Below are 26,213 nucleotides of genomic sequence, written 5' to 3'. Positions count from 1 at the left end.
GCCATATATGAGAGATTTACTGAATCTGTTCAAGCAGCCGGGCGCCCAGCTCGACGACTTTGATGCCATCCGTATCGGTCTGGCATCGCCGGAGAAGATCCGTTCGTGGTCCTTCGGCGAGGTCAAAAAGCCCGAGACGATCAACTACCGGACCTTCAAGCCGGAGCGGGACGGCCTGTTCTGCGCGAAGATCTTTGGCCCGGTCAAGGACTACGAGTGCCTGTGCGGCAAGTACAAGCGCCTGAAGCACCGCGGCGTGGTCTGCGAGAAGTGCGGCGTTGAGGTGACGCTGGCCAAGGTCCGCCGTGAGCGGATGGGCCACATCGAGCTGGCCAGCCCGGCTGCGCACATCTGGTTTTTGAAATCACTGCCCTCGCGCATCGGCCTGCTGCTCGACATGACCCTGCGCGACATCGAGCGCATCCTCTACTTCGAGGCGTTCGTGGTCATCGAGCCGAACATGACCCCGCTCAAGCAGGGCCAGCTCCTCAGTGACGACCAGTACCTGGACGCCATGGAGCAGTACGGCGACGAGTTCGATGCCCGCATGGGCGCCGAGGCGGTGTTCCACCTGCTCAAGAACCTCGACCTCCAGGAGGAGACCGGGAAGCTGCGCGAGCAGATGGACGCCACGAACTCCGAGACCAAGATCAAGCGACTCTCCAAGCGCCTGAAGCTGGTCGAGTCGTTCCTGGAGTCGGGTAACCGGCCCGAGTGGATGATCATGACCGTGCTGCCGGTGCTGCCGCCGGATCTGCGCCCGCTGGTGCCGCTGGACGGGGGCCGCTTTGCGACCTCGGATCTCAACGATCTGTATCGCCGGGTCATTAACCGCAACAACCGCCTGCGTCGGCTGCTGGATCTCTCCGCGCCCGACATCATCGTGCGCAACGAAAAGCGCATGCTCCAGGAGTCAGTGGACGCGCTGCTGGATAACGGCCGCCGCGGCCGGGCGATCACGGGCACCAACAAGCGCCCGCTGAAGTCGCTTGCCGACATGATCAAGGGCAAGCAGGGGCGTTTCCGGCAGAACCTGCTCGGTAAGCGGGTCGACTACTCCGGGCGTTCGGTCATCGTGGTTGGCCCGACGCTGCGCCTGCATCAGTGCGGTCTGCCCAAGCGCATGGCGCTTGAGCTGTTCAAGCCGTTCATTTTCTCCCGGCTACAGCGCCTGGGCCTGGCGACCACCATCAAGGCCGCCAAGAAGATGGTCGAGCGCGAGACCGCCGAGGTCTGGGACATCCTGGAAGAGGTGATCCGCGAGCATCCGGTCATGCTGAACCGGGCGCCGACGCTGCATCGACTGGGTATCCAGGCCTTTGAGCCGGTGCTCATCGAGGGCAAGGCGATCCAGCTGCATCCGCTGGTTTGCCCGGCGTTTAACGCCGACTTTGATGGCGACCAGATGGCGGTGCATGTGCCGCTGTCGCTGGAAGCGCAGCTTGAGGCACGGGCGCTGATGATGGCGACCAACAACGTGCTCTCGCCCGCCTCGGGTGAGCCGATCATCGGCGCCTCGCAGGACGTGGTGCTGGGGCTTTACTACATGAGTCTCGCCCTCGAGAACCGCGCCGGCGAGGGCATGAACTTCGCCGACATCGAAGAGGTGCACCGGGCTTACGAAAGCCGCACGGTCAGCCTGCAGGCCCGCGTCAACGTCCGCATCCACGAAGTGGTGGTGGATGATGAGGGCGAGCGCAGCGAGGCCACCCGCCGGTTCGAGACCACCGTTGGCCGGGCGTTGCTCTACGACATCGTGCCCGAGGGCCTGCCCTTCGAGCTCGTCGACCGCGACATGACCAAAAAGGCCATCTCCGAGGTCATCGACCAGTGCTATCGCCGCCTGGGCCTGAAGGCCACGGTGATCTTTGCTGACCGGATCATGTACCTGGGCTTCCGCATGTCGACCCGGGCCGCTGTGTCCATCGGTATGGAAGACATGGTCATTCCGGGCGAGAAGGCGCACATCCTCACCGAGGCCGAGACCGAGGTGAAGGACATCGAGGATCAGTACGCCTCGGGCCTGGTCACCAACGGCGAGCGCTACAACAAGGTGGTGGACATCTGGTCGCGGACCAACGATGAAGTGGCCCGCGCCATGATGGACAAGCTCGGCAAGGAGACGGTGACCGACCGCGAAGGCAACGACGTGGTCCAGAAGTCCACCAATTCCATCTTTATGATGGCCGACTCCGGTGCCCGTGGCTCCGCCGCGCAGATCCGGCAGCTCGCCGGCATGCGGGGGCTGATGGCCAAGCCGGATGGCTCGATCATCGAGACGCCGATTACCGCGAACTTCCGCGAGGGCCTGAACGTCCTCCAGTACTTCATCTCCACCCACGGCGCGCGTAAGGGCCTGGCGGACACGGCGCTCAAGACCGCCAACTCCGGCTACCTGACCCGGCGCCTCGTGGACGTCTCGCAGGACCTGGTGGTCACCGATCAGGATTGCGGGACGCATCGTGGCCTGCGCATGACGCCGCTGATCGAAGGCGGTGACGTGGTCGAGGCCCTGGGCGAGCGCGTGCTCGGCCGGGTCGTGGCCCAGGACATCGTCCAGCCCGGCACCGGAGAGATCCTCGTCGATCAGGGCACGCTGCTGGATGAGCGCCTGGTCGAGACCATCGAGAGCGAGGGCGTGGACGAGATCTGGGTGCGCTCCCCGATTACCTGCGAGACCCGTCACGGCGTGTGCTCGGCCTGTTACGGCCGGGATCTCGCCCGTGGCCATCGCGTGAATGTGGGTGAGTCGGTCGGCGTGATCGCCGCGCAGTCCATCGGCGAGCCGGGCACGCAGCTGACGATGCGTACCTTCCATATCGGGGGTGCCGCGTCGCGGGCTGCCGCGGTCAGCAATGTGCAGGTGAAATCCGCCGGCACGGTGCGGCTGCATAACCTGAAGACCGTCGCCCATCACTCCGGCAACCTCGTGGCCGTCTCCCGCTCCGGCGAGATCACGGTCATGGATGAGGCCGGTCGTGAGCGTGAGCGCTACAAGGTGCCCTACGGTGCCACCATCGCCGCGGCGGACGAAGAGGCCGTGGAGGCCGGTCAGATCGTGGCGACCTGGGATCCGCACACCCACCCGATCATCACCGAGGTGAAGGGGCGTCTGAAGTTCTACGACTTCGTCGAGGGCGTGACGGTGAACCGCGAGACCGACGAGGTCACCGGCCTGAGCAGTCTGGTCGTGACCGATCCGAAGACCCGCGGCAACGGCGAGCACGTGCGCAAGAGCACGGGTGAGAAGGTCGCCTACAAGGACCTGCGCCCGCTCATCAAGCTGGTGGACGAGGCCGGTAACGACCTCAACCTGGCGAGCACGGACATCCCGGCGAACTACTTCCTGCCGGCGGGTGCGATCGTGAGCGTGGACGACAACGCCGAAGTGGATGTGGGTGACGTCATTGCCCGTATTCCGCAGGAGTCGTCGAAGACCCGTGACATCACCGGTGGTCTGCCGCGTGTGGCGGACTTGTTCGAGGCCCGCAAGCCCAAGGAGCCCGCCATTCTGGCGGAGGTCTCCGGCACGGTGTCCTTCGGCAAGGACACCAAGGGCAAGCAGCGCCTGGTGATCACCACCGCCGAGAACGAGCACTATGAGGAGCTCATTCCGAAGTGGCGCAACGTCACCGTGTTCGAGGGTGAAAACGTCGAGAAGGGCGAGGTCATCGCCGATGGCGAGCCGAACCCCCACGACATCCTGCGTCTGCTGGGCGTCACGGAGCTGGCCGCTTACATGGTCAAGGAAATCCAGGACGTCTATCGGCTGCAGGGCGTGAAGATCAACGACAAGCACATCGAGGTGATCAGTCGCCAGATGCTGCGCAAGGTCGAGATTCGCGAGTCGGGCGACACCCGTTATCTGCGCGGCGAGCAGGCCGACTGGGCGCGGGTCGAAGAAGAAAACGAGGTGCTCATCGACCAGGGCAAGCAGCCGGCGCGCTATGAGCGTCAGCTCCTCGGCATCACCAAGGCATCGCTGGCCACCGAGTCGTTCATCTCCGCGGCCTCCTTCCAGGAGACCACGCGGGTGCTGACCGATGCGGCGACTCGCGGGGCTCGGGATGATCTTCGTGGCCTGAAGGAAAACGTGATTGTGGGCCGGTTGATTCCGGCCGGCACGGGCTATGCCTACCATCAGGACCGGCAGCGGCAGCGTCGCGAAGGGCCGGCCCCGATGATTCCGATGGCACCGCAGTTCGGGCTGAGCGCCCCGGCGGCGGCGCCGGACGAGGCCGGGCTGCCCGAAGAGTAGACAGGACGCGGCTTTCGCCGGGTTGTTCAGTTGACACCCCGGTGGGCCGAACATACACTTAACGGCTTTCGCCAGGCCGGGCACTTCCCGGCCTGTCGTTCGTTGAAGGACTGGAGTTGAGCCTTATGGCCACAATCAATCAGCTGGTGCGCAAGCCTCGCAAGCGGCAGGCCGAGAAAAGCAGCGTTCCGGCGCTGGAGGCTTGCCCGCAGCGGCGCGGCGTGTGCACTCGCGTGTACACCACCACGCCGAAGAAGCCGAACTCCGCGCTGCGTAAAGTCGCGCGTGTCCGGCTGACCAACGGTTACGAAGTCTCGAGCTACATCGGTGGTGAGGGGCACAACCTGCAGGAGCACTCGGTGGTGCTGATCCGCGGCGGTCGTGTCAAGGACTTGCCGGGTGTGCGCTACCACGTGGTGCGCGGCTCTCTGGATACCGCCGGAGTCAGCGCGCGCCGTCAGGGGCGTTCCAAGTACGGCGCGAAGCGCCCCAAGGGATAATCGGGTAGTCAGTTATGCCGAGAAGAAGAGAAGTTCCGAAGCGCAAGGTCCTTGCGGATCCGAAGTACAACAGCGAAATGCTGACGCGCTTCGTCAACATGATTATGCGCGATGGCAAGCGGGCCGTGGCCGAGAAAATCGTCTACGGGGCGCTGGATCGCATGGCCGAGAAATCCAGTGGCGATCCGATGGAGGTCCTGGAGACCGCCCTCGAGAATGTCCGCCCGGTGGTCGAGGTGAAATCCCGCCGCGTGGGCGGTGCCACCTATCAGGTACCGGTCGAGGTGCGCCCGCAGCGGCGTAACACGCTGGGCATGCGCTGGGTGATCGACGCCGCCCGCAAGCGCAGCGAGGCCACGATGGGCCATCGCCTCGGCAACGAGCTCCTGGAAGCGGCCGAGGGTCGCGGAAGCGCCGTGAAGAAGCGCGAAGACACGCATCGCATGGCGGAGGCCAACAAGGCCTTCTCGCACTTCCGCTGGTAAGAGTCAGAGGTATACGTTTTGGCACGCAAGACACCGATCGAGCGCTATCGCAATATTGGCATCATGGCGCACATCGACGCCGGTAAGACCACGGTCACCGAGCGCATCCTGTTCTACACGGGCATCTCTCACAAAATGGGCGAGGTCCATGAGGGTGCGGCGGTCATGGACTGGATGGAGCAGGAGCAGGAGCGTGGCATTACGATCACCTCGGCTGCGACCACCACATTCTGGCGGGGTATGGATCAGCAGTACCCCGAGACGCGCATCAACATCATCGACACCCCCGGTCACGTCGACTTCACCATCGAGGTGGAGCGCTCGCTGCGGGTGCTCGACGGCGCCGTGTGTGTGCTGGATGCCAACGCGGGTGTTGAGCCGCAGACCGAGACGGTGTGGCGCCAGGCCAACCGCTATGGCGTGCCGCGCATGATCTTTGTCAACAAGATGGACAAGATGGGCGCCGACTTCTTTCGGTGTGTCGACATGGTGCGCGAGCGTCTCGGCTGCAACGCCGTGCCGGTGCAGCTGCCGATCGGTGCCGAGGATCAGCTGACCGGCGTCGTCGATCTCATTCGTGAGAAGGCGATCTACTGGAACGAGTCCGACATGGGCGCGACCTATGAAGAGGCTGAGATTCCGGCCGAACTCGCCGAGTCCGCCGCCAGTTATCGTGAGGCCCTGGTCGAGGCCGCGGCCGAGGCCAACGAGGCGCTGATGGACAAGTACATCGGCGGCGAGGCGCTGTCGGTTGCCGAGATCAATGAGGGGCTGCGTAAACAGACCATCGCCAACGAAGTGGTGCCGGTGCTGTGTGGTTCCGCGTTCAAGAACAAGGGCGTGCAGGCCATGCTCGACGCCGTTGTCGAGTACATGCCCTCGCCGGTGGAAGTGCCGGCCATCGAGGGTGAGCTCGAGGATGGCAGCCATGCCGAGCGTGGTCCGTCCGATGACGAGCCGTACGCCGCACTGGCCTTCAAGATTGCGACCGACCCTTACGTGGGCACGCTCACGTTCTTCCGCGTCTACTCCGGCGTCGTGAAGTCCGGGGACACGGTCTACAACCCGGTCAAGGGCAAGAAAGAGCGTCTGGGCCGAATCGTCCAGATGCACTCGAAAGAGCGGAAAGAGATCGAAGAGGTGCGAGCCGGTGACATCGCCGCCGCCATCGGTCTGAAAGATGTCACCACGGGTGACACGCTCTGCGCCAATGACAATCGGGTCACCCTCGAGCGCATGGAGTTCCCGGATCCGGTGATCTCCGTGGCCGTGGAGCCAAAGACCAAGAGCGACCAGGAGAAGATGGGCATCGCGCTGCAGAAGCTGGCGCAGGAAGACCCGTCATTCCAGGTTCGCACCGATGAGGAATCTGGCCAGACGATCATCTCCGGCATGGGTGAGTTGCACCTGGAGATCATCGTTGACCGCCTCAAGCGCGAGTTCAAAGTGGAAGCCAACGTCGGTCAGCCCCAGGTGGCGTACCGCGAGGCCATCCGCAAGGAAGTGGAAGTCGAGGGCAAGTTTGTCCGTCAGTCCGGTGGTCGCGGTCAGTATGGCCACGTCTGGATCCGGATGCGCCCGCAGGAGCGCGGCGAGGGCTACAGCTTCCAGAACAAGATCGTCGGTGGTGTCGTGCCGAAGGAATACATCCCTTCGGTGGATAAGGGCATTCAGGAGCAGATGGAAAATGGCGTGCTCGCCGGCTTCCCGGTGGTCGACCTGGCGGTCGAGCTGTTCGATGGCTCGTACCACGATGTGGACTCTTCCGAGATGGCGTTCAAGATTGCCGGCTCGATGGCCTTCAAGGATGGCTTCATGCAGGGTTCGCCCGTGCTACTGGAGCCGATGATGAAGGTCGAGGTGGTGACGCCCGAGGAGTTCATGGGCGATGTCATGGGTGACGTGAACCGCCGTCGCGGCACGGTGCAGGGCATGGAAGATGGCCCGGCCGGCAAGATCATTCGCGCGGAAGTCCCCCTCAAGGAGATGTTCGGGTATGCTACCGACCTCCGTTCGGCGACTCAGGGCCGCGCGGCCTACTCGATGGAGTTCGAGGGGTACGCCGAGGCACCGAGCAGCATCGCTGACGAAGTGATCAAGAAGGCCGGCTGAGCCAGAGGCTCGGTCGATAAACGATTTTAGGTATTTGACGGGTAAGAGGTGAGCCGTGTCCAAGGAGAAGTTTGAGCGTAATAAACCGCATGTAAACGTTGGCACCATTGGTCATGTTGACCATGGTAAGACGACGTTGACCGCGGCGCTGACGAAGGTGCTGGCCGAGCAGTTCGGTGGTGTGGCGCAGGATTTTGCGCAGATTGATAACGCCCCGGAAGAGCGCGAGCGCGGTATTACGATTGCCACGGCGCACGTGGAGTACGAGACCACGGACCGGCACTACGCCCACGTGGACTGCCCTGGTCACGCGGACTATGTAAAGAACATGATCACCGGTGCCGCGCAGATGGACGGCGCCATTCTGGTGGTCTCCGCCGCGGACGGCCCGATGCCCCAGACCCGTGAGCACATCCTGCTCGCGCGCCAGGTGGGCGTGCCGGCGATGGTGGTGTTCCTGAACAAAGCGGACATGGTTGACGATGCCGAGCTGCTCGAGCTCGTCGAGATGGAAGTCCGCGAGCTGCTGAGCGACTACGACTTCCCGGGTGATGATATTCCGATCACCACCGGCTCGGCGCTGAAGGCGCTCGAGGGGGATACCTCGGACATGGGCGCCCCGGCCATTGTGAAGCTGGTGGAGTCGATGGACGCCTACATCCCCGAGCCTGAGCGCGCGGTGGATGGGGCCTTTTTGATGCCCATCGAGGATGTGTTCTCGATCTCCGGGCGCGGCACGGTGGTCACGGGTCGCGTGGAGCGCGGCATTGTGAAGACCGGCGAAGAGGTCGAGATCGTGGGCATGAAGGACACGACCAAGACCGTGGTCACGGGTGTGGAGATGTTCCGCAAGCTGCTCGATGAGGGGCGCGCGGGGGATAACATCGGTGCGCTGCTGCGCGGCACCAAGCGTGATGACGTCGAGCGTGGTCAGGTGCTGTGCAAGCCCGGCTCGATCACCCCGCACACGAAGTTCGAGTGCGAGGTCTATGTGCTGGGCAAGGACGAGGGCGGCCGTCATACGCCGTTCTTTGATGGCTACCGCCCGCAGTTTTACTTCCGCACGACCGATGTTACCGGTGCCTGTGACCTGCCCTCGGGCACGGAGATGGTGATGCCGGGTGATAACGTGCAGATGACGGTCACGCTGATTGCGCCGATCGCCATGGAAGAGGGCCTGCGCTTTGCGGTGCGCGAGGGCGGCCGCACCGTGGGTGCCGGCGTCGTCGCCAAGATCCTCGAGTAATCGGGAATGGCAATGGCAAATCAAAAGATCCGCATCCGCTTGAAGGCGTTCGACCACCGACTGATTGATCAGTCGGCCCGGGAGATCGTCGAGACGGCAAAACGCACCGGCGCCCAAGTTCGGGGCCCGGTGCCCTTGCCGACCAAGAAGGAAAGGTATACGATCCTGATCTCGCCGCACGTCAACAAGGATGCGCGGGACCAGTACGAGATTCGCACTCATAAGCGGTTGATGGACATCGTCGACCCGACGGACAAAACGGTTGATGCGCTGATGAAGCTCGACCTGTCGGCCGGTGTAGACGTTCAGATCAAGCTCTCCTGAGTATCGGGGAACTACTTCGGTACTGACCCACGGGTCAGACAGCCGAGGCGGGCCCCAACTGGCCGGCTGATAAAGTCGGCGCCATGTGAAAGACACAATTCGGGTAACTGGCGCCAGCGTGGGTGCAGCGAGGTTGTTTTACTTCGCACCCTGGCTGAGCACCCTCTGCTCGATAGAAGAGGACTTCGACGATGGCAATCGGAATCGTCGGCCGCAAATGCGGCATGACGCGAGTGTTTATGGAGGATGGGACTTCAGTACCGGTAACGGTCATTGAAGCCACTCCGAACCGCGTCACCCAAATTAAGAGCGAGTCGCCGGATGGCTACAGCGCCATTCAGGTCACCGTGGGCGCACGCCGCCCATCGCGCGTGAACCAGGCCGCGGCCGGGCATGCCGCCAAGGCTGGGGTCGAGATGGGGCGCGGGCTGTGGGAGTTTCGGCTGCCCGCCAGCGCCGAGGTCACCTACGAAGCCGGTGGCGAGCTGACGGTTGAGCAGTTCGAGGCCGGCACGATCGTGGATGTGACGGGCACCTCGAAAGGTAAGGGTTTCGCCGGTACGGTGAAGCGCCACAATTTCCGCACCCAAGACAACACGCACGGTAACTCCACCGCGCACCGGGCACCCGGCTCGATCGGGCAGGCCCAAGACCCGGGCCGCGTGCTGCCCGGCAAGAAGATGTCGGGGCAGATGGGCAACGTGCGCAGCACCACCCAGAACCTCGAGATCGTGCGCGTGGACACTGAACGGCATCTGTTGCTGGTGCGTGGCGCCGTCCCGGGCAGCCGCAACGGCGACGTGATGATTCGCCCGGCCATTAAAAAAGCGGCCGCGGCAGGGGGTAACTGATGGAAGTCAAACTGCGTGGTGGACGCACGACGGTCGAGCTGTCTGATGGCACCTTCGACGTCGAATTCCGTGAGCCACTCGTTCATCAGGTCGTGGTGTCCTACATGGCCGGCGGTCGTGCAGGTACCAAGGCCCAGAAGACGCGCTCAGAGGTCAGCGGTGGTGGATCGAAGCCGTGGCGCCAGAAAGGCACGGGCCGCGCCCGGGCCGGTACGATCCGCAGCCCGTTGTGGCGCAGCGGTGGTCGGGCATTTGCCGCCAAGCCGCGCGACCATTCGGTCAAGGTCAATCGCAAGATGTATCGCGGGGCGATCCGCTCGATCCTCTCCGAGCTGCTGCGCCAGGAGCGCCTGCACATTGTTCGGACGTTCGATGTCGACAGCCCGCAGACCAAAGCCGTGCTCGCCAAGGTGCATAAGCTCGTGAAGAGCGATGATGTTCTGGTCGTGGGCGCGAAGGTCAGTGAAAACCTCTACCTGGCGGTACGAAACCTGCCGCGGGTGGATGTCCGTGACACCGAGGCGCTGGATCCGGTCACCCTGCTCACCCATGAGCATGTCGTGATGACGGTCGATGCGCTGCGCCAAGTCGAGGAGTGGCTGGCATGAATCAGGAGCGGATGTACCAGGTGCTGCGCGGCCCGCACATCTCCGAGAAAAGCACGCTGATCGCCGATGAGGCCAATCAGGTGGTGTTCTCGGTGGCGAAGGACGCGACCAAGCGCGAGATCAAGACCGCTGTGGAGCAGCTCTTCGAGGTCAAGGTGCGGGACGTCCGCGTGGTGAATGTGAACGGCAAGCGCAAGAGCTTCGGTCGCATTCCCGGTAAGCGCCCCGACTGGAAGAAAGCCTACGTGGCCCTGGAGGCGGGCGAAGAGCTCGACTTCATCGGCGGCGTCGAGTAACCGAACAGGCGAACGGGACAGATAATCATGGCATTGCGCAAAGCAAAACCCACCTCGCCCGGCCGGCGCTTCGTCGCCCAGCCGTCGAAGGATGGGCTGTACAAGGGCGAGCCCCATGCGCCGCTGGTTCGCAAGCTCAACAAGAGCGGCGGCCGGAACAATCATGGTCGCATCACGACCCGGCACATCGGCGGTGGCCACAAGCGTCGCTATCGCGAGATCGATTTCCGGCGCAACAAGGACGCGGTGTCCGCGAAAGTAGAGCGGATCGAATACGATCCCAACCGCAGCGCACATATCGCCCTGTTGCTCTACAAGGATGGTGAGCGTCGCTACATCATCGCGCCGAAGGGCCTGAAGGTCGGTCAGGAAGTTCGCTCCGGGGTCGGCTCGCCGATCAAGCCGGGCAACGCCCTGCCGCTGCGGAACATTCCGCTCGGCTCGCAGGTGCACTGCATTGAGATGCGCCCGGGCAAGGGTGCGCAGCTGGCCCGCTCGGCCGGCGCCAGTGTTCAGCTGGTGGCCCGTGAAGGCGCCTACGCCACGCTGCGACTGCGCTCTGGTGAGATGCGCAAAGTGCTCAGTGACTGCCGTGCCTCGGTGGGTGAAGTGAGTAATTCGGAGCATGCCCTGCGCTCGTTGGGTAAGGCCGGGGCGACGCGTTGGAGCGGTAAGCGCCCGACGGTCCGGGGTGTCGTGATGAACCCGGTCGACCATCCCCACGGTGGTGGTGAAGGTCGCACATCTGGTGGCCGTCATCCGGTGACGCCCTGGGGTATTCCGACGAAGGGTCACAAGACCCGCAGCAACAAGCGCACGGACAAGCTCATCGTGCGCCGTCGCAAACGTTAACGAACAGGGGTGGATGAAAAGTGCCACGCTCGATTCGCAAAGGCCCGTTTATTGAGACCCACCTGCTGAAGAAGGTTCAGCAGGCGGCCGAGGCCAACAGCAAGCGCCCGATCAAGACCTGGTCACGGCGCTCCATGGTGGTGCCGGAGATGGTGGGACTCACCATCGCGGTTCACAACGGGCGCCAGCATGTGCCGGTGCTTGTCAACGAGAACATGGTCGGTCACAAGCTTGGTGAGTTCGCGCCGACGCGGACTTTCAAGGGCCATCTGGCCGACAAGAAGGCGAAGAGGTAGGTCATGGGAACGGCGGCCAAGCTTCGATACGCCATCATCTCGCCGCAGAAAGTGCGGCTGGTGGCGGACCAGATCCGTGGACTACCGGTGTCACGGGCCCTCGAGATTCTCGAGTTCAGCCCGCGTAAGGCGGCCGGCATCGTGCGCAAGGTGGTTGATTCTGCCATTGCGAATGCCGAGCACAACGACGGCGCCGATATCGACGAGCTGCGTGTGGCTCGCATCCAGGTGGATGAGGGTCCCATGTACAAGCGTATCCAGCCCCGGGCGAAAGGCCGGGCCAATCGCATCCTGAAGCGGACGAGCCACATCACTGTGGCGGTCGCCGAGGACTAGGGGTCAAGGAATGGGTCATAAGGTTCATCCGACAGGTTTCCGTCTCGGTATCACCGAGGAGTGGCGTTCCATGTGGTACGCCGACAGCAGTCACTTCGGTGATCAGCTGCACACGGATCATTTGATTCGGGAATACATTAAAGAGCGCCTTTCGCATGCGTCGATCAGCCGGATCCGCATCGAGCGCCCGGCGAAGAACGCGTTGATCACGATTCACACGGCCCGGCCGGGCATCGTGATCGGCAAGAAGGGCGAGGACATCGATCGTCTGCGCCGCGAGCTTACGCAGCGCATGGGCATTCCGGTGCACGTGAACATCGAAGAGATCCGCAAGCCGGAGCTCGATGCTCAGCTCGTCGCCGAGAACGTCGCCCAGCAGCTGGAGCGCCGGATTATGTTCCGCCGCGCCATGAAGCGAGCCGTTGGCAACGCCATGCGCCTGGGTGCCCAGGGCATCAAGATCCAGGTCGGCGGCCGCTTGAACGGCGCCGAAATCGCCCGGAGCGAGTGGTATCGCGAGGGTCGGGTGCCGCTGCATACGCTGCGGGCCGACATCGATTACGGCTTTGCCGAGGCCCGCACCACCTATGGCGTGATTGGCGTCAAGGTGTGGGTGTTCAAAGGCGAGATCCTCGACACCGACCAGGCCCCGAATCAGCGCGTGGCCGCGGGCTGACGCGGACGCCAGGAGACAGAGATGCTTCAGCCAAAGCGCACAAAATTTAGAAAACAGCAGAAGGGCCGTAACAACGGCCTGGCCACCCGGGGTGACAAGGTCAACTTCGGCGAGTTCGGCCTGAAGTCGACCACGCGGGGTCCGGTGACGGCCCGTCAGATCGAGGCCGGGCGTCGGGCGATCAACCGCCATGTGAAGCGTGGCGGCAAGATCTGGATCCGGATTTTCCCGGACACGCCGATCACCTCCAAGCCGCTCGAAGTGCGGCAGGGTAAAGGTAAGGGCAACGTCGACCATTGGGCCGCCAAGGTGCAGCCGGGTCGCGTGATTTACGAAATCGAGGGTGTCTCCGAGGAAGTGGCGCGCGAGGCGTTTCGCCGGGCCGCGGCCAAGCTTCCGGTGCAGACGCGCTTCGTTGAGCGGACGGCGATGTGATGAAGGCAAGTGAACTTCGCGATAAGGATTTGAAAGGCCTTGAGGACGAGCTCCTCGAGCAGCACAAGGCGCAGTTCAATCTGCGCATGCAGAAAGCCACGGGGCAGCTGGCACGGCCGGATCAGATGACCCAGGTGCGTCGCGAGATTGCGCGCATCAAGACCGTGATCAACGAGAAGATCAAAGCAGGCGAGACGTCATGAGCGAGAACGAGAACGTCAAGCGGACCGTCAATGGCCGCGTCACGAGTTCGGCGATGGACAAGACCATCACCGTGGCGGTCGAGCGGCTTGTGCGCCATCCGCTGTACGGCAAGTTCATTCGCCGGACCACGAAGGTGCATGCGCATGACGCCGAGAATGCATGCAACGCCGGCGACTGGGTTGCCGTCGAAGAATGCCGACCATTGTCCAAGCGCAAGTCGTGGCGCCTGGTGGAAATCCTCGAGCGCGCAGCGCAGTAGGCAAAACGGAATACAAGAGAGTCAATCGCCATGATTCAGATGCAGACGCTGCTGGGCGCGGCGGATAATAGCGGGGCACGGGAGGTTCAGTGCATCAAGGTACTGGGCGGCTCCAAGCGGCGCTATGCCGGCATCGGGGACGTGATCAAGGTGAGCGTTAAAGACGCCATCCCCCGCGGTCGAGTGAAAAAGGGTGAGGTTTACAATGCAGTGGTGGTTCGCACCAAGCGCGGGGTTCGTCGCTCCGACGGGTCATTGATCCGTTTTGACGGCAATGCCGCGGTGCTGTTGAACGCCAACCTGCAGCCCATCGGGACCCGCGTATTCGGTCCGGTGACCCGGGAGCTGCGTAACGAGCGCTTCATGCGGATCATCTCGCTGGCGCCGGAGGTGCTGTAGTCATGCGCAAGATCAAAACAGGCGACGAAGTCATGGTCATCGCCGGCAAGGACAAGGGCCGGCGGGGCCGCGTGACCCGAGTGATCCCCGAGCGGGATCGCATCGTGGTCGAGAACGCGAACATGGTGAAAAAGCACAAGCGAGGCAACCCGCAGGCCAATGACGCCGGCGGAATCATCGAAAAAGAGATGCCGTTGCACCGCTCGAATGTGGCCATCTACAACCCCAACACCGGAAAAGCCGATCGCGTCGGCATCCGCGAGGGCGATGATGGTGCGAAGCAGCGCTTTTTCAAGTCCGACAACAATCTGATTGATTAGGGTGCCGTGATGGCCAGATTGCGGGAGCAATACAAAAACGAGATCGTCTCGACGCTGACCAAGCGCTTCGAGTACGCCAATCCCATGCAGGTGCCGCGGCTTGAGAAGGTCGTGCTCAACATGGGTCTGGGCGAGGCGGTCCGTGACAAGAAGGTGATCGACCACGCCACGGCGGACATGGCAGCGCTTGCCGGTCAGCGGCCGATCGTGACTTACACGCGCAAAGCCGTCGCGGGTTTCAAAATCCGTGAGGACTGGCCGATTGGCGTCAAGGTGACGCTGCGTCGGGAGCGCATGTACGAATTCATGGACCGGCTGATTAACATCGCCGGGCCGCGGATTCGGGACTTTCGTGGATTCTCGCCCCGGTCGTTTGATGGCCGTGGCAACTACAACCTGGGTGTGCGCGAGCAGCTGGTTTTTCCCGAGCTTGAATTCGACAAGATCGATGCCATTCGCGGGATGGACATTGCGATCGGCACAACGGCAGAGACGGATGAGGAAGCGATGGCCCTGCTCGAGGGTTTCGGCTTCCCTTTCCGAAAGTAAAGAGGTCAGGAAATGGCAAAGGTTTCCATGGTCCAGCGTGAGCTCAAGCGCAAGAAGATGCGCGACAAGTACGCCACCAAGCGTGCCGAGCTCAAGGCAATCATTAGCAGCTCCGCTTCCTCGGAAGAGGAACGGGCGGTGGCACAGGAGCGGCTGCAAAACCTGCCCCGTAACGCCAGCCCGGTGCGTGGGCGCAACCGGTGCAATGTCTCCGGCCGGCCGCGCGGTTACTACCGCAAGTTCGGTCTCGGGCGGAACATGCTCCGTAAGGCCGCCATGCGCGGTGAGATCCCCGGTCTGAAGCTGTCCAGCTGGTGATTGGCATGGACAGGGATAACCAGGCAAGGAACCAGGTGACGCGAACATGAGCATGACCGATCCCATCGCGGATATGCTGACCCGCATTCGCAACGGGCAGTCCGCCGAGAAGCCGGAGGTCTCAATGCCCTCCTCGAAGGTGAAGATCGCCATCGCCAACGTATTGAAGGGCGAAGGCTATATTCACGACTACCGCGTCGATGGCGACGACAAGAAGCCAACGCTGGTGGTCGCGCTGAAATACCACGAGGGCCGACCGGTCATCGAGGAGATTCAACGCGTCAGCCGCCCTGGCCTGCGCCGCTTTGAAGGCAAGCGGACGTTGCCGCGTGTACGCGGCGGGCTGGGCACTGCCATCATCTCCACCTCGCAGGGTGTGATGACCGACCGGGCTGCGCGTGATGCGGGCCAGGGCGGTGAAGTCCTCTGCGTGGTGTTTTAACGACGGGACGAAGGCGTCATGTCCAGAGTAGCGAAAAGTCCGGTAGCGATTCCGAGCGGCGTCGAAGTCAAATTCGACGAGGCGCGGCGCATTACCGTCAAGGGCTCCAAGGGCGAGCTGCATCACGTCATCCACGAGTGGGTGGATGTGAAGCAGGACGAACAGGAGCTGCAGTTTGCCCCGAACAAGGACCGCCAGGATGCGGTGGCCCTCGCGGGGACGACGCGGGCGGTGATCAACAACATGGTCCAGGGCGTGAGCGAGGGATTTGAGCGGCGTTTGCAGCTGGTCGGCGTGGGCTACCGTGCCCAGGCCCAGGGCAAGACCATCAATCTGACCCTCGGGTTCTCGCACCCGGTCAATCATGCGGTGCCCGAGGGCATCACGGTCGAGACGCCGTCGAACACGGAAATCGTGGTCCGCGGCATCGACAAGCAGCTGGTCGGCGAGGTGGCGGCGAAGATCCGCGCCTATCGCCCGCCTGAGCCCTACAAGGGCAAGGGCGTACGGTACGCCGATGAGCGGGTCATCATGAAAGAAGCCAAGAAGAAGTAATGGCGATGGACAAGAAATCAGCAAGACAGCGTCGGGCCCGCAAGGCACGCGCAAAGATGCAGGAGCTGGGCACGGTGCGGCTGACGATTCACCGCACGCCACGGCATACCTACGCACAGGTGATTTCGGCCGACGCCAGCCAGACGCTGGCGGCCGCTTCCACCCTGGAGAAGTCGGTGCGCTCGGAAGTGGCGCATGGCGGCAACATCGATGCAGCGAAGGCCGTTGGCCGCGTGATTGCCGAGCGGGCTGCGGCCGCGGGCATCACCGAGGTCGCCTTCGACCGCGCAGGCTTCAAGTATCACGGGCGGGTGCAGGCAATTGCCGATGCGGCCCGCGAAGCCGGACTCAAATTCTGAATAGAGGCACATAGGCTATGGCGACCAGCGATGTCAGCGGTGAGGGCCTGAGAGAAAAGCTCATCACCATCAATCGTGTAGCCAAGGTGGTGAAGGGCGGCCGTCAGTTCGGCTTTACGGCCCTGACCGTTGTAGGCGACGGCGAAGGTTCCGTGGGATTCGGATACGGCAAGGCCCGCGAGGTGCCCCTGGCGATCCAGAAGGCCATGGAAAAGGCACGCCAGAACATGCGCACGGTCAGCCTGCACGGCCCGACCCTGCAGTATCCGATCACGGCCTATCACGGCTCGAGCAAGGTGTTCATGCAGCCGGCCTCCGAGGGCACGGGCATCATCGCCGGCGGCGCCATGCGCGCGGTCTTCGAGGTGGTGGGTGTGCAGGACGTGCTCGCCAAGGCGATTGGCTCGCGTAACCCGGTGAACGTGGTGCGCGCCACCATTAACGCCCTGTCCGCCTACAGCTCGCCTGAGCTGGTAGCGGCCAAGCGGGGCAAGACCGTTGAAGAGATTCAGGGCTGATCATGGCTAAGAACAAACAGCTACGTGTCACGCTGGTGCGCAGCCTGTCCGGTCGGGTTGCCCGGCACCGGGCCTGCGTATCGGGTCTGGGCATTCGGCGCATGCACCACAGTGTGGTGGTCACCGATACCCCGGAGAATCGCGGGATGATCAACAAGGTCTCCTACATGCTTTCGGTCGAGGAGGTCTGAGCATGCGACTCAATTCACTACGTCCGGCACCGGGCTCCCGGCCAGACGCGGATCGCGTGGGTCGCGGCGCCGGTTCCGGCCTGGGCAAGACTGCCGGGCGCGGCCACAAGGGTCAGAAGGCCCGCAGCGGTGGCTATCACAAGGTCGGCTTTGAGGGCGGTCAGATGCCGCTCCAGCGCCGGGTGCCGAAGGTCGGCTTTAACTCGCGCAAGGGCCAGCACACAGCGGAAGTCCGTTTGTCCGAGCTCACCAAGGTCAACGGCGATGTCGTCAACCTCGAAACGCTGCAGGCCGCGGGCATCGTGCCGCGGAATGCGCTCGCAGCGAAGGTGATGATGTCCGGCGAGGTGGATCGCGCTGTGACCCTGCAGGGCGTGCGAGCAACCGCGGGTGCGCGGGCGGCCATCGAGAAGGCCGGCGGCAAGGTCGAGGGCTAGGTGGCCGGTCCGTCCGCCAATGCGGGTGCGCTGGGGGGCATGGGCCGCCTGACCGAGGTGCGTCAGCGCCTGACGTTTGTGGTTGTCGCGCTGATCATTTACCGACTCGGTGCGCACATCACGATTCCGGGTATCGATCAGGCCGCACTGGCGCAGATGTTCGATGCACAGTCGGGGACGATCCTCGACATGTTCAATATGTTCTCGGGCGGTGCCCTGGGGCGGTTGTCGATTTTTGCGCTGGGCGTGATGCCCTATATTTCGGCGTCGATCATCATGCAGTTGATGAGCGCCGTGGTGCCCTCGCTCCAGCAGCTCCGCAAGGAAGGTGAGCAGGGTCGGCGTCAGATCACCAAGTACACGCGCTACGGCACGCTGGCACTGGCGCTGTTCCAAGGCATCGGCATTACCGTGGCGCTGCAGAATCAGGGCGTGGTCCTTGACCCGAGCCCGCAATTCATTTTCATCGGTACGGCCACGTTGGTGACCGGCACGATGTTTTTGATGTGGCTGGGTGAGCAGATCACCGAGCGCGGCATTGGTAACGGGATCTCGCTGATTATCTTCGCGGGCATCGTCGCCGGGCTGCCCGCGGCCCTTGGCGGAACGCTTGAGCTCACGCGGACCGGCGAGCTGGGTATTGCCACGGTCATTGTGTTGTTGGCCCTGGCGCTGGGCGTGATTTGGTTCATCGTGTTCATGGAGCGCGGCCAGCGCCGGATCACGGTCAATTATGCCCGCCGTCAGCAGGGCCGGAAGATGTACGCCGGGCAGACCAGCCATCTGCCGCTCAAGATCAACATGGCGGGCGTGATTCCGGCGATCTTTGCCTCGAGCATTATTTTGTTCCCGGCAACGATCGGGCAGTGGTTCGGCGAGATGGAAGGGCTGTCCTGGATGCAGCGCCTGGGCCAGACCTTGAGCCCGGGACAGCCGCTGTATATCGCGTTCTACGCGGCGGCGATCATCTTTTTCTGCTTTTTCTACACCGCGCTGGTGTTTAATTCGCGGGATACGGCCGACAACCTGAAGAAATCGGGTGCGTTCATCCCCGGGGTTCGGCCCGGTGAGCAGACGTCACGGTATATCGACAAGGTGATGACGCGTCTCACGCTGGTCGGGGCTGGGTATATCACCGCGGTGTGTCTGTTGCCCGAGTTCCTGATTCTGTACTGGAACGTGCCGTTTTACTTTGGTGGAACGTCACTGCTGATCATCGTGGTGGTGGTCATGGACTTCATGTCCCAGTTGCAGGCGCATCTGGTCTCGCACCAGTACGAGCCACTGATGAAAAAGGCCAACTTGCAGGCGCATGGCCGCCCCGGTGGGGGACTGTTGCGCTAGCACACACGGACGGGGCCCGTGCATGGTTGCGGGGGCTCTGCTATGATTCGCGCCCTTTTTGCGGGCGATCAACGGTTTGTCGGAGACGGGACGATGAAAGTACGTGCCTCGGTGAAGAAAATCTGCCGGAACTGCAAGGTCATTAAGCGCGGCGGAACGGTGCGGGTGATCTGCACGACCGATGCCCGCCACAAGCAGCGGCAGGGTTAGGCGCTGATTGCGTCTGGCTTGTATGAAATAGGGTAACCCGGCTACACTAGCGGGTTTCCGCGAGCAAAGAACAACTCGGAGTAACGGCTCATGGCCCGTATTGCTGGCGTCAATATCCCCGCCAACAAGCACACAGCGATTGCGCTCACCTCGATTTACGGGGTCGGTCGGACGCGCGGTGTGCAGATTTGCCAGGCGGCAAACATCGAACCGGATCGCAAGGTCAACGCGCTGACCGATGACGAGCTGGAGCGCGTGCGCGCTGCCGTCAACGAGTTCGCCGTTGAGGGTGATCTCCGCCGTCAGGTGGCAATGGACATTAAGCGGCTCATGGACATGGGCTGTTATCGCGGTATCCGTCATCGCCGTGGCATGACGGTCCGTGGTCAGAAGACTCGCACGAATGCGCGCACCCGCAAGGGCCCGCGCCGTGCCGTCACCCGTTAACGCATTAGCAGGACAGCATTTCAATGGCCAAGCCAACCACCCGCACCCGCAAGCGCGTCAAGCGTTCAGTCGTCGACGGGATTGCGCATATCAATGCGACGTTCAACAACACGGTGATCATGATCAGTGATCGCCAGGGCAACGCGCTTGCCTGGGCCAGTGCCGGTGGCAGTGGCTTTCGGGGCTCTCGCAAAAGCACGCCGTTTGCCGCCCAGGTGGCGTCCGAGCGGGCCGGTGAGTCCGCCAAGGAATACGGCTTGAAGAATCTTGAGGTGCGGGTCAAGGGCCCGGGCCCTGGCCGCGAGTCGGCCGTTCGCGCCCTCAACAATGTGGGCTATCGCATCACGAATATCGAAGACGTGACGCCCATTCCGCACAACGGATGCCGGCCGCCTAAAAAGCGTCGCGTCTGATCGGGGGTTAGAGCAATGGCACGATACATCGGACCAACCTGTAAGCTTGCCCGCCGCGAGGGCACGGATCTTTACCTGAAAAGTGGCGTTCGGCCGCTCGACAGCAAGTGCAAGCTGGACTCACCGCCCGGACAGCACGGCCAGCGCCGTGGCCGGATTTCCGACTATGGACTGCAGCTGCGTGAGAAGCAGAAAGTACGGCGCATGTACGGCGTACTCGAGCGTCAGTTCCGCAAGTACTACAAGGAAGGCGATCGCCGCAAAGGCAACACCGGCGAGAACCTGCTTCAGATCCTTGAGTGCCGCCTGGACAACATGGTGTATCGCATGGGCTTTGCCTCCACGCGGGCCGAGGCCCGGCAGCTGGTGGCCCATCGGGCGATCCTTCATAACGGCCGCGTGACCAATGTCGCCTCGGCCGAGGTCAAGGCCGGCGACACGGTGTCCATTCGCGAGCGTGCCCAGAAGCAGCTGCGAGTGCAGGCCGCCATCGAGATGTCCCAGCAGAACGGTCTGGTGGAATGGGTTGAGGTAGACGGCAAGCAGTTCCAGGGCACGCTCAAGCGCGTCCCGGATCGGGCCGATCTGCCAGCCGAGATCAACGAGCATCTCATTATCGAGCTTTATTCCAAGTAGGATCGCGTTACGCGGTCCTGCCAGCAGGAGTTTGTTTCATGCAGGGTCAGTTTAAGGATTTCCTTAAACCGCGCGTGGTTCACGTTGACGCCGTCAGCGATAGCCGCGCCCGGATTACGCTTGAGCCGCTGGAGCGCGGTTTTGGTCATACCCTTGGTAACGCGCTGCGGCGTGTGCTGCTGTCTTCGATGCCCGGCTTTGCCGTCACCGAAGTCGAGATCGAGGGCGTCCTCCACGAGTACACCGCCATTGAGGGTGTCCAGGAAGACGTGGTCGACGTGCTACTGAACCTCAAGAACCTGGCCGTGCGCCTGACCGGCCGCGACGAGGCCACGGTTCGCCTTCACAAGAAGGGCCCGGGCGTGGTGACGGCGGCGGACATCAGCGCTGAGCAGAACGTTGAGGTGAAAAACCCCGATCTGGTTATCTGCAACCTGACCAAGGCCGGCGAGATCAGCATGTCCATCACCATCTCCAGCGGTCGCGGCTATGAGCCGGCGACGGCGCGGGATACCGACGAGGAGCGCACCATTGGTCGCCTCGCGTTGGATGCCACCTACAGCCCCGTACGGCGGGTGGCCTACAACGTCGAAAGTGCCCGTGTTGAGCAGCGCACCGATCTCGACAAGCTGGTCATGGACATCGAGACCAGCGGCGTGATCGAGCCTGAAGAGGCCATTCGTCTGGCCGCTGGCGTGCTGCGTGATCAGCTGTCGGTGTTTGTTGACCTCGAGGGGGGTGAGGGCGAGTACGAGCCCAAGCGCCGCGAACCCGAGGTGGATCCGGTGCTGCTGCGCCCGATCGACGACCTGGAACTGACGGTGCGCTCCGCCAACTGTTTGAAGGCCGAGAGCATTCACTACGTGGGCGATCTGGTGCAGAAGACCGAGGTCGAGCTGCTCAAGACGCCGAACCTTGGCAAGAAATCGCTGAACGAAATCAAGGAAGTCCTGGCACAGCACGGGCTTCAGCTCGGAATGCGTCTCGAGAACTGGCCGCCGGCCGGCCTCGAGGACCGCAGCCGGGCGACGGGCTAGGGGATAAAGAGCAATGCGTCATCGTAAGACCGGAAGAAAGCTGAATCGCAACAGTTCCCATCGCCAGGCGATGTTCCGGAACATGTCGGCCTCGCTGTTCGAGCACGAAGCGATCCGGACCACGCTGCCGAAGGCGAAAGAGCTGCGCAAAGTCGCGGAGCCGCTGATCACGCTCGCCGGTAACGACACGGTGGCCAATCGCCGCCTGGCGTTTGCGCGGCTGCGTGACAAGGCCATCGTGACGAAGCTGTTTGATGAGCTGGGCCCGCGTTACCGCGAGCGCCCGGGTGGTTACCTGCGGATTCTCAAGGCGGGCTTTCGGGCCGGCGACAATGCGCCGATGGCGTTTGTCGAGCTGGTTGACCGGCCCATGGCCGAGGTCACGGAAGAGGCGCCTGAGACTGAGGAAGTAGCGGAGGCGTCCTGATGAAAGCTCCGGTTCGTGTTGCCGTCACCGGCGCAGCAGGCCAGATCGGCTATAGTCTTTTGTTCCGAATTGCCTCGGGCGACATGCTGGGGCCGGATCAGCCGGTCATCCTGCAGTTGCTTGAAGTGCCACCGGCCATGGACGCCGTCCAGGGCGTGGTCATGGAGCTCGACGATTGCGCCTTCCCGCTGGTCGCCGGGCTGCAGGCCACCGACCAGGCCGAGGAGGCGTTCAAGGACGCCGACTACATTCTGCTGGTGGGCGCCAAGCCACGCGGCCCGGGGATGGAGCGCAAGGACCTGCTTGAGGCCAATGCGGCCATCTTCTCGGCGCAGGGCAAGGCCATGAACGACGTGGCAAGCCGCAATGTGCGCGTGCTCGCGGTCGGTAACCCGGCCAACACGAACGCGCTCATCGCCCAGCGCAACGCCCCCGACCTCGATCCGAACTGCTTTACCGCGATGACGCGGCTTGACCATAACCGGGCGCTGGCGCAGCTGGCGAACCGCACGGGACAGCACGTTACCGATATCCAGCAGCTCACGATCTGGGGCAACCACTCGGCAACGCAGTATCCGGACATCAGCCATGCGCAGGTGGACGGCAAGGCAGCGAGCGACCTGGTAGACCAGAGCTGGCTGGAAGAGAGCTTCATCCCCACCGTGCAGCAGCGCGGCGCGGCGATCATCAAGGCGCGAGGCCAGTCCAGTGCGGCCTCGGCGGCCAGTGCCGCCATTGATCACATGCGCGACTGGACACTGGGCACGCCCCAGGGCGACTGGGTGAGCATGGCGATCCCGTCAGATGGCAGCTACGGCATTGCCGAGGGAATTATCTATTCCTTCCCGGTCCGTTGTGCCAATGGCCAGTACCAGATCGTGCAGGGCCTCGACATCAGCGACTTTTCCCGGGAGCGCATGAGCGCCACCGAGCAGGAGCTGATTGAAGAGCGCGACGCGGTAGAGCACCTCCTGCCCTAAGCGGCGCCATCCCCGAGCAGCGGGCGGAGATACCGCCCGGTGTGTGACTCGCTGACCTGTGCCACCGCCTCCGGCGTGCCGGTCGCGAGAATGCGCCCGCCACCGGCCCCACCTTCGGGGCCCAGATCAATCAACCAGTCACAGGTCTTGATGACATCGAGGTTGTGCTCGATGACAACGACGGTGTTGCCCTCGTCTCGCAAGCGGTGAATCACCTCAAGCAGCTGAGCGATGTCGTGGAAATGCAGCCCTGTGGTGGGCTCGTCCAGGATGTAGAGCGTCTGCCCGGTCCCGCGGCGCGATAGCTCACGGGCGAGTTTGACGCGCTGGGCCTCGCCGCCTGAGAGCGTCACCGCGTTCTGTCCCAGGCGGACATACCCCAGGCCCACATCGATGAGCGTCTGCAGCTTGCGCGCCAGCGCGGGGATGCTGGAGAAAATCTCCAGGGCCTCGGCCACGCTCATCCCCAGGACATCGGCGATGGTGTAGCCCCGATAGCGGATCTGCAGGGTCTCGCGGTTATAGCGTGCGCCCTCGCAGACATCGCAGGGCACATAGACATCCGGCAGGAAGTGCATCTCCACGCGCAGGACGCCCTCGCCCTGACAGGCCTCGCAGCGCCCCCCGCGGACGTTGAAGCTGAACTGCCCGGGCCCGTAACCCCGCGAGCGCGCTTCGGGCGTGCCCGCAAAAAGCTCGCGGATGGGGGTAAAAAGCCCAGTATAAGTCGCCGGGTTGGAGCGGGGTGTTCGCCCGATCGGGCTTTGGTCGATATCAATGACCTTGTCGAAATGCTCGAGGCCGTCGATGGCCTCGCAGTCGGCGGGTGTGAGATCGGCGCCGTTCAGGGCGCTTGCCGCGGCGGGGTAGAGCGTGGCATTGACCAACGTGGACTTACCCGAACCGGACACCCCGGTGACGCCGATGAGCAGACCCGCCGGGAAGGTGACATCCAGGCCGTGGAGGTTATGGCCTCGGGCGCCGCGAACCGCGATTCCGCGCTTTGGGTCGGGCACTCGGCGGTCGCTCGGGATGGCGATCGCGCGGCGGCCGGCGAGGTAATCCCCGGTGAGCGAAGCGGGTGCCGCCATGATCTCTTTTGCCGTACCCGCGGCAATCACCGCACCGCCTTCGCTGCCGGCGCCCGGGCCCATGTCGACGATGTGGTCGGCCGCGCGCATGGCCTCTTCGTCGTGCTCGACGACGATGACCGTGTTATCCATGTCACGGAGATGACGCAGCGTGCCGAGCAGTCGGTCGTTATCGCGTTGGTGCAGGCCGATGGATGGCTCGTCGAGGACGTAGAGCACGCCCACCAGCCCGGCCCCGATCTGGCTGGCCAGCCGGATACGCTGGGCCTCGCCACCCGAGAGGCTGTCGGCGCTGCGCTCGAGGCTCAGGTAGTCCAGGCCCACATTGACCAGGAAGGCCAGGCGCTGGTTGATCTCGCGCAAAATGCCCGCGGCGATCGTGGCGCGCGCGCCCGGCAGGGTCAGGGCCTCAAGCCGGTTGGCGACCTCGCCGATGGACAGGGCGTTGATCGCCGGGAGATGCCATTCGCCGACGGTGACGTGGCGGGCCGCGGCATTGAGTCGGCTGCCCCCGCAGTCCGGGCAGGTGCGTCGAGTCAGGAACCGGGCGAGCTCGTCGCGCACGGCCGCCGAGTCTGTCTCGCGATAGCGCCGGGCCATGTTGTTGACGACCCCCTCGAAGGGGTGGTGACGCGCCTCGTTCGACCCACGCCGCGCACCGGCATAGTGAAAGGCGATCTCCTCTTCGCCGCTGCCATAGAGCACGATCTGGCGGATCGCCTCCGGCAGCTCGCGCCAGGGCGTGTCGACATCAAAGCCGTAGTGACGGGCCAGGTCGTTGATGATCTGGCCGTAGTAGGCGTTACGCCGGTCCCAGCCGCGCACGGCACCCGCGGCGAGCGACACCGCCGGTTGGGTGACGATGCGGGCGGGGTCAAAGAACTGCTCCACACCGAGGCCATCGCAGGTGGGACAGGCGCCGCGGGGGTTGTTAAAGGAAAAGCCCCGGGGCTCGAGTTCGCTTAGCGAGTAGCCGCATTCGGGGCAGGCGTAGCGCGCGGAGAACACCAGATCGTCACGCGCCGGGTCGTCGATATCGGCAAGACGGGCGATGTCCTCGCCCAGGCTCAGGCACGTCTCCAGCGAGTCGGCGAGCCGGGTGGCGAGATCTCCGCGCACTCGAAAGCGGTCGACGACGGCGTCGATGTCGTGCTGGCGCTGGGGGTCGAGGGGCGGTACGTCGTCCAGATCCTGCACCTCGCCGTCCACGCGGACGCGGACAAAGCCCTGGCGGCGAAGCTCGGTCAGGGTGTCCCGATGCTCACCCTTGCGCCCGCGCACCAGTGGGGCGAGTAGCATCAGCCGGCGCCCTTCGGGCAGGGCGAGGATGTGATCAACCATCTCGCTAATGCTCTGGGCGTTCAGCGCATGACCGTGCGTTGGGCAATGCGGTGTGCCTGCCCGGGCGAAGAGCAGGCGCAGGTAATCGTGGATCTCGGTGACCGTGCCCACCGTAGAGCGCGGGTTATGCGACGTGGCCTTTTGTTCGATGGCGATGGCAGGGGATAGGCCCTCGATGCGATCGACATCGGGTTTGTCCATCATCGAGAGAAACTGCCGAGCATAGGCCGAGAGTGACTCGACATAGCGGCGCTGGCCCTCGGCGTAGAGCGTGTCGAAGGCGAGCGACGACTTGCCGGAACCCGATGGGCCGGTGATCACGATGAGCTGCCCGCGAGGCAGTGTGAGGTGCAGGTCGCGCAGGTTGTGAGTGCGCGCGCCCTCGATGACGATGGCGTCCATGGGCTTCCCGGTCAAAACAATTTGCTAGTATACCGCTCCTGCGCAACCAGCGATCCACA

The 26,213-nt window shown here is 63.5% G+C and carries 35 protein-coding genes; 34 read left to right on the top strand and 1 reads right to left on the bottom strand.

Annotated features, from left to right (window positions below):
- Positions 1-7 precede the first annotated feature (7 nt).
- The 34 genes from rpoC to SPISAL_RS07455 all read left to right on the top strand — a co-directional run bounded on the left by rpoC (position 8) and on the right by SPISAL_RS07455 (position 23,320).
- Positions 8-4,258, top strand: a complete 4,251-nt coding sequence (gene rpoC, locus SPISAL_RS07620) for a DNA-directed RNA polymerase subunit beta' (protein WP_016353902.1) — start codon at positions 8-10, stop codon at positions 4,256-4,258.
- 125 nt (positions 4,259-4,383) lie between these two features.
- The gene (rpsL, locus tag SPISAL_RS07615; protein ID WP_016353901.1) at positions 4,384-4,758 is read left to right on the top strand and encodes a 30S ribosomal protein S12; all 375 of its coding nucleotides are present in this window, start codon (positions 4,384-4,386) and stop codon (positions 4,756-4,758) included.
- A 14-nt stretch (positions 4,759-4,772) separates the two neighbouring features.
- On the top strand, positions 4,773-5,243 hold the full coding sequence (rpsG, locus tag SPISAL_RS07610; RefSeq protein WP_016353900.1) for a 30S ribosomal protein S7: 471 nt from the start codon (positions 4,773-4,775) through the stop codon (positions 5,241-5,243).
- Positions 5,244-5,261: 18 nt separating this feature from the next.
- Entirely contained in the window at positions 5,262-7,355 is a 2,094-nt protein-coding gene (gene fusA / locus SPISAL_RS07605; RefSeq protein ID WP_016353899.1) for an elongation factor G, read from the top strand.
- A gap of 55 nt (positions 7,356-7,410) precedes the next feature.
- The gene (gene tuf / locus SPISAL_RS07600) at positions 7,411-8,601 is read left to right on the top strand and encodes an elongation factor Tu (protein WP_016353898.1); all 1,191 of its coding nucleotides are present in this window, start codon (positions 7,411-7,413) and stop codon (positions 8,599-8,601) included.
- A gap of 12 nt (positions 8,602-8,613) precedes the next feature.
- Positions 8,614-8,925: a 30S ribosomal protein S10 gene (gene rpsJ / locus SPISAL_RS07595; RefSeq protein WP_016353897.1), complete on the top strand. Its 312-nt coding sequence runs from the start codon at positions 8,614-8,616 to the stop codon at positions 8,923-8,925.
- A gap of 191 nt (positions 8,926-9,116) precedes the next feature.
- Positions 9,117-9,776 carry a 50S ribosomal protein L3 gene (gene rplC / locus SPISAL_RS07590; RefSeq protein WP_016353896.1) on the top strand — a complete coding sequence of 220 codons (660 nt, stop codon included), beginning with the start codon at positions 9,117-9,119 and terminating at the stop codon, positions 9,774-9,776.
- Entirely contained in the window at positions 9,776-10,384 is a 609-nt protein-coding gene (gene rplD / locus SPISAL_RS07585) for a 50S ribosomal protein L4 (protein WP_016353895.1), read from the top strand. Before rplC ends, rplD begins: the two co-directional genes overlap by 1 nt.
- Positions 10,381-10,680, top strand: coding sequence for a 50S ribosomal protein L23 (gene rplW / locus SPISAL_RS07580; protein ID WP_016353894.1), 300 nt, complete (start codon positions 10,381-10,383; stop codon positions 10,678-10,680). Before rplD ends, rplW begins: the two co-directional genes overlap by 4 nt.
- A 27-nt stretch (positions 10,681-10,707) precedes the next feature.
- Positions 10,708-11,532: a 50S ribosomal protein L2 gene (gene rplB / locus SPISAL_RS07575; RefSeq protein WP_016353893.1), complete on the top strand. Its 825-nt coding sequence runs from the start codon at positions 10,708-10,710 to the stop codon at positions 11,530-11,532.
- 20 nt (positions 11,533-11,552) lie between these two features.
- A complete protein-coding gene (rpsS, locus tag SPISAL_RS07570; protein ID WP_016353892.1) occupies positions 11,553-11,828 on the top strand; it encodes a 30S ribosomal protein S19 in 276 nt (91 codons plus the stop codon).
- Positions 11,829-11,831: 3 nt separating this feature from the next.
- A complete protein-coding gene (gene rplV, locus SPISAL_RS07565; RefSeq protein ID WP_016353891.1) occupies positions 11,832-12,164 on the top strand; it encodes a 50S ribosomal protein L22 in 333 nt (110 codons plus the stop codon).
- Positions 12,165-12,174: 10 nt separating this feature from the next.
- Positions 12,175-12,840, top strand: coding sequence for a 30S ribosomal protein S3 (rpsC, locus tag SPISAL_RS07560; protein WP_016353890.1), 666 nt, complete (start codon positions 12,175-12,177; stop codon positions 12,838-12,840).
- Between the two features lie 21 nt (positions 12,841-12,861).
- A complete protein-coding gene (rplP, locus tag SPISAL_RS07555; RefSeq protein WP_016353889.1) occupies positions 12,862-13,275 on the top strand; it encodes a 50S ribosomal protein L16 in 414 nt (137 codons plus the stop codon).
- Positions 13,275-13,478, top strand: a complete 204-nt coding sequence (rpmC, locus tag SPISAL_RS07550) for a 50S ribosomal protein L29 (protein WP_016353888.1) — start codon at positions 13,275-13,277, stop codon at positions 13,476-13,478. The genes rplP and rpmC overlap by 1 nt, the downstream gene beginning before the upstream one ends.
- Positions 13,475-13,738 carry a 30S ribosomal protein S17 gene (gene rpsQ / locus SPISAL_RS07545; RefSeq protein WP_016353887.1) on the top strand — a complete coding sequence of 88 codons (264 nt, stop codon included), beginning with the start codon at positions 13,475-13,477 and terminating at the stop codon, positions 13,736-13,738. The genes rpmC and rpsQ overlap by 4 nt, the downstream gene beginning before the upstream one ends.
- 30 nt (positions 13,739-13,768) lie before the next feature.
- Positions 13,769-14,137, top strand: a complete 369-nt coding sequence (gene rplN, locus SPISAL_RS07540) for a 50S ribosomal protein L14 (RefSeq protein WP_016353886.1) — start codon at positions 13,769-13,771, stop codon at positions 14,135-14,137.
- A gap of 2 nt (positions 14,138-14,139) precedes the next feature.
- Positions 14,140-14,457 carry a 50S ribosomal protein L24 gene (rplX, locus tag SPISAL_RS07535; protein ID WP_016353885.1) on the top strand — a complete coding sequence of 106 codons (318 nt, stop codon included), beginning with the start codon at positions 14,140-14,142 and terminating at the stop codon, positions 14,455-14,457.
- Positions 14,458-14,466: 9 nt separating this feature from the next.
- On the top strand, positions 14,467-15,006 hold the full coding sequence (rplE, locus tag SPISAL_RS07530; RefSeq protein ID WP_016353884.1) for a 50S ribosomal protein L5: 540 nt from the start codon (positions 14,467-14,469) through the stop codon (positions 15,004-15,006).
- Positions 15,007-15,018: 12 nt separating this feature from the next.
- The gene (gene rpsN / locus SPISAL_RS07525) at positions 15,019-15,324 is read left to right on the top strand and encodes a 30S ribosomal protein S14 (RefSeq protein WP_016353883.1); all 306 of its coding nucleotides are present in this window, start codon (positions 15,019-15,021) and stop codon (positions 15,322-15,324) included.
- Between the two features lie 46 nt (positions 15,325-15,370).
- Positions 15,371-15,766: a 30S ribosomal protein S8 gene (gene rpsH, locus SPISAL_RS07520; protein ID WP_016353882.1), complete on the top strand. Its 396-nt coding sequence runs from the start codon at positions 15,371-15,373 to the stop codon at positions 15,764-15,766.
- Positions 15,767-15,784: 18 nt separating this feature from the next.
- Entirely contained in the window at positions 15,785-16,321 is a 537-nt protein-coding gene (gene rplF / locus SPISAL_RS07515) for a 50S ribosomal protein L6 (protein WP_016353881.1), read from the top strand.
- A gap of 5 nt (positions 16,322-16,326) precedes the next feature.
- Positions 16,327-16,680, top strand: coding sequence for a 50S ribosomal protein L18 (gene rplR, locus SPISAL_RS07510; RefSeq protein ID WP_016353880.1), 354 nt, complete (start codon positions 16,327-16,329; stop codon positions 16,678-16,680).
- A 17-nt stretch (positions 16,681-16,697) separates the two neighbouring features.
- On the top strand, positions 16,698-17,198 hold the full coding sequence (gene rpsE, locus SPISAL_RS07505) for a 30S ribosomal protein S5 (protein WP_016353879.1): 501 nt from the start codon (positions 16,698-16,700) through the stop codon (positions 17,196-17,198).
- A 2-nt stretch (positions 17,199-17,200) separates the two neighbouring features.
- Positions 17,201-17,389, top strand: a complete 189-nt coding sequence (gene rpmD / locus SPISAL_RS07500) for a 50S ribosomal protein L30 (protein WP_016353878.1) — start codon at positions 17,201-17,203, stop codon at positions 17,387-17,389.
- A 2-nt stretch (positions 17,390-17,391) separates the two neighbouring features.
- Complete coding sequence (gene rplO / locus SPISAL_RS07495) at positions 17,392-17,826, top strand: 50S ribosomal protein L15 (protein ID WP_016353877.1); 435 nt, start codon at positions 17,392-17,394, stop codon at positions 17,824-17,826.
- 39 nt (positions 17,827-17,865) lie between these two features.
- Positions 17,866-19,170: a preprotein translocase subunit SecY gene (secY, locus tag SPISAL_RS07490; protein ID WP_051111934.1), complete on the top strand. Its 1,305-nt coding sequence runs from the start codon at positions 17,866-17,868 to the stop codon at positions 19,168-19,170.
- Positions 19,171-19,263: 93 nt separating this feature from the next.
- On the top strand, positions 19,264-19,380 hold the full coding sequence (rpmJ, locus tag SPISAL_RS07485; protein ID WP_016353875.1) for a 50S ribosomal protein L36: 117 nt from the start codon (positions 19,264-19,266) through the stop codon (positions 19,378-19,380).
- A 90-nt stretch (positions 19,381-19,470) separates the two neighbouring features.
- The gene (rpsM, locus tag SPISAL_RS07480) at positions 19,471-19,827 is read left to right on the top strand and encodes a 30S ribosomal protein S13 (RefSeq protein WP_016353874.1); all 357 of its coding nucleotides are present in this window, start codon (positions 19,471-19,473) and stop codon (positions 19,825-19,827) included.
- A 23-nt stretch (positions 19,828-19,850) separates the two neighbouring features.
- Positions 19,851-20,240, top strand: coding sequence for a 30S ribosomal protein S11 (rpsK, locus tag SPISAL_RS07475; RefSeq protein ID WP_016353873.1), 390 nt, complete (start codon positions 19,851-19,853; stop codon positions 20,238-20,240).
- A gap of 15 nt (positions 20,241-20,255) precedes the next feature.
- The gene (gene rpsD / locus SPISAL_RS07470; protein ID WP_016353872.1) at positions 20,256-20,876 is read left to right on the top strand and encodes a 30S ribosomal protein S4; all 621 of its coding nucleotides are present in this window, start codon (positions 20,256-20,258) and stop codon (positions 20,874-20,876) included.
- 38 nt (positions 20,877-20,914) lie between these two features.
- Positions 20,915-21,913, top strand: coding sequence for a DNA-directed RNA polymerase subunit alpha (locus SPISAL_RS07465; protein WP_016353871.1), 999 nt, complete (start codon positions 20,915-20,917; stop codon positions 21,911-21,913).
- Between the two features lie 13 nt (positions 21,914-21,926).
- Positions 21,927-22,340, top strand: coding sequence for a 50S ribosomal protein L17 (gene rplQ / locus SPISAL_RS07460; protein ID WP_016353870.1), 414 nt, complete (start codon positions 21,927-21,929; stop codon positions 22,338-22,340).
- Positions 22,340-23,320 carry a malate dehydrogenase gene (locus tag SPISAL_RS07455; protein ID WP_016353869.1) on the top strand — a complete coding sequence of 327 codons (981 nt, stop codon included), beginning with the start codon at positions 22,340-22,342 and terminating at the stop codon, positions 23,318-23,320. The genes rplQ and SPISAL_RS07455 overlap by 1 nt, the downstream gene beginning before the upstream one ends.
- Here the strand turns inward: SPISAL_RS07455 and uvrA are convergent.
- Entirely contained in the window at positions 23,317-26,154 is a 2,838-nt protein-coding gene (gene uvrA / locus SPISAL_RS07450; RefSeq protein WP_016353868.1) for an excinuclease ABC subunit UvrA, read from the bottom strand. The genes SPISAL_RS07455 and uvrA overlap by 4 nt on opposite strands.
- Positions 26,155-26,213: the final 59 nt, after the last annotated feature.

This window comes from Spiribacter salinus M19-40 (assembly GCF_000319575.2).
Taxonomy (GTDB): domain Bacteria; phylum Pseudomonadota; class Gammaproteobacteria; order Nitrococcales; family Nitrococcaceae; genus Spiribacter; species Spiribacter salinus.
Note: the sequence above shows the minus strand (reverse complement) of the source record. Positions and strands in the feature narration are given on the sequence as shown.

What these genes read in the sequence shown, in the direction of transcription:
- rpoC (WP_016353902.1), top strand. Translation starts at nt 8, where the DNA reads ATGAGAGATTTACTGAATCTGTTCAAGCAGCCGGGCGCCCAGCTCGAC.
- rpsL (WP_016353901.1), top strand. Translation starts at nt 4,384, where the DNA reads ATGGCCACAATCAATCAGCTGGTGCGCAAGCCTCGCAAGCGGCAGGCC.
- rpsG (WP_016353900.1), top strand. Translation starts at nt 4,773, where the DNA reads ATGCCGAGAAGAAGAGAAGTTCCGAAGCGCAAGGTCCTTGCGGATCCG.
- rpsJ (WP_016353897.1), top strand. Translation starts at nt 8,614, where the DNA reads ATGGCAAATCAAAAGATCCGCATCCGCTTGAAGGCGTTCGACCACCGA.
- rplC (WP_016353896.1), top strand. Translation starts at nt 9,117, where the DNA reads ATGGCAATCGGAATCGTCGGCCGCAAATGCGGCATGACGCGAGTGTTT.
- rplD (WP_016353895.1), top strand. Translation starts at nt 9,776, where the DNA reads ATGGAAGTCAAACTGCGTGGTGGACGCACGACGGTCGAGCTGTCTGAT.
- rplW (WP_016353894.1), top strand. Translation starts at nt 10,381, where the DNA reads ATGAATCAGGAGCGGATGTACCAGGTGCTGCGCGGCCCGCACATCTCC.
- rplB (WP_016353893.1), top strand. Translation starts at nt 10,708, where the DNA reads ATGGCATTGCGCAAAGCAAAACCCACCTCGCCCGGCCGGCGCTTCGTC.
- rplV (WP_016353891.1), top strand. Translation starts at nt 11,832, where the DNA reads ATGGGAACGGCGGCCAAGCTTCGATACGCCATCATCTCGCCGCAGAAA.
- rpsC (WP_016353890.1), top strand. Translation starts at nt 12,175, where the DNA reads ATGGGTCATAAGGTTCATCCGACAGGTTTCCGTCTCGGTATCACCGAG.
- rplP (WP_016353889.1), top strand. Translation starts at nt 12,862, where the DNA reads ATGCTTCAGCCAAAGCGCACAAAATTTAGAAAACAGCAGAAGGGCCGT.
- rpmC (WP_016353888.1), top strand. Translation starts at nt 13,275, where the DNA reads ATGAAGGCAAGTGAACTTCGCGATAAGGATTTGAAAGGCCTTGAGGAC.
- rpsQ (WP_016353887.1), top strand. Translation starts at nt 13,475, where the DNA reads ATGAGCGAGAACGAGAACGTCAAGCGGACCGTCAATGGCCGCGTCACG.
- rplN (WP_016353886.1), top strand. Translation starts at nt 13,769, where the DNA reads ATGATTCAGATGCAGACGCTGCTGGGCGCGGCGGATAATAGCGGGGCA.
- rplX (WP_016353885.1), top strand. Translation starts at nt 14,140, where the DNA reads ATGCGCAAGATCAAAACAGGCGACGAAGTCATGGTCATCGCCGGCAAG.
- rplE (WP_016353884.1), top strand. Translation starts at nt 14,467, where the DNA reads ATGGCCAGATTGCGGGAGCAATACAAAAACGAGATCGTCTCGACGCTG.
- rpsN (WP_016353883.1), top strand. Translation starts at nt 15,019, where the DNA reads ATGGCAAAGGTTTCCATGGTCCAGCGTGAGCTCAAGCGCAAGAAGATG.
- rpsH (WP_016353882.1), top strand. Translation starts at nt 15,371, where the DNA reads ATGAGCATGACCGATCCCATCGCGGATATGCTGACCCGCATTCGCAAC.
- rplF (WP_016353881.1), top strand. Translation starts at nt 15,785, where the DNA reads ATGTCCAGAGTAGCGAAAAGTCCGGTAGCGATTCCGAGCGGCGTCGAA.
- rplR (WP_016353880.1), top strand. Translation starts at nt 16,327, where the DNA reads ATGGACAAGAAATCAGCAAGACAGCGTCGGGCCCGCAAGGCACGCGCA.
- rpsE (WP_016353879.1), top strand. Translation starts at nt 16,698, where the DNA reads ATGGCGACCAGCGATGTCAGCGGTGAGGGCCTGAGAGAAAAGCTCATC.
- rpmD (WP_016353878.1), top strand. Translation starts at nt 17,201, where the DNA reads ATGGCTAAGAACAAACAGCTACGTGTCACGCTGGTGCGCAGCCTGTCC.
- rplO (WP_016353877.1), top strand. Translation starts at nt 17,392, where the DNA reads ATGCGACTCAATTCACTACGTCCGGCACCGGGCTCCCGGCCAGACGCG.
- secY (WP_051111934.1), top strand. Translation starts at nt 17,866, where the DNA reads ATGGGCCGCCTGACCGAGGTGCGTCAGCGCCTGACGTTTGTGGTTGTC.
- rpmJ (WP_016353875.1), top strand. Translation starts at nt 19,264, where the DNA reads ATGAAAGTACGTGCCTCGGTGAAGAAAATCTGCCGGAACTGCAAGGTC.
- rpsM (WP_016353874.1), top strand. Translation starts at nt 19,471, where the DNA reads ATGGCCCGTATTGCTGGCGTCAATATCCCCGCCAACAAGCACACAGCG.
- rpsK (WP_016353873.1), top strand. Translation starts at nt 19,851, where the DNA reads ATGGCCAAGCCAACCACCCGCACCCGCAAGCGCGTCAAGCGTTCAGTC.
- rpsD (WP_016353872.1), top strand. Translation starts at nt 20,256, where the DNA reads ATGGCACGATACATCGGACCAACCTGTAAGCTTGCCCGCCGCGAGGGC.
- SPISAL_RS07465 (WP_016353871.1), top strand. Translation starts at nt 20,915, where the DNA reads ATGCAGGGTCAGTTTAAGGATTTCCTTAAACCGCGCGTGGTTCACGTT.
- rplQ (WP_016353870.1), top strand. Translation starts at nt 21,927, where the DNA reads ATGCGTCATCGTAAGACCGGAAGAAAGCTGAATCGCAACAGTTCCCAT.
- SPISAL_RS07455 (WP_016353869.1), top strand. Translation starts at nt 22,340, where the DNA reads ATGAAAGCTCCGGTTCGTGTTGCCGTCACCGGCGCAGCAGGCCAGATC.
- uvrA (WP_016353868.1), bottom strand. Translation starts at nt 26,154, where the DNA reads ATGGACGCCATCGTCATCGAGGGCGCGCGCACTCACAACCTGCGCGAC.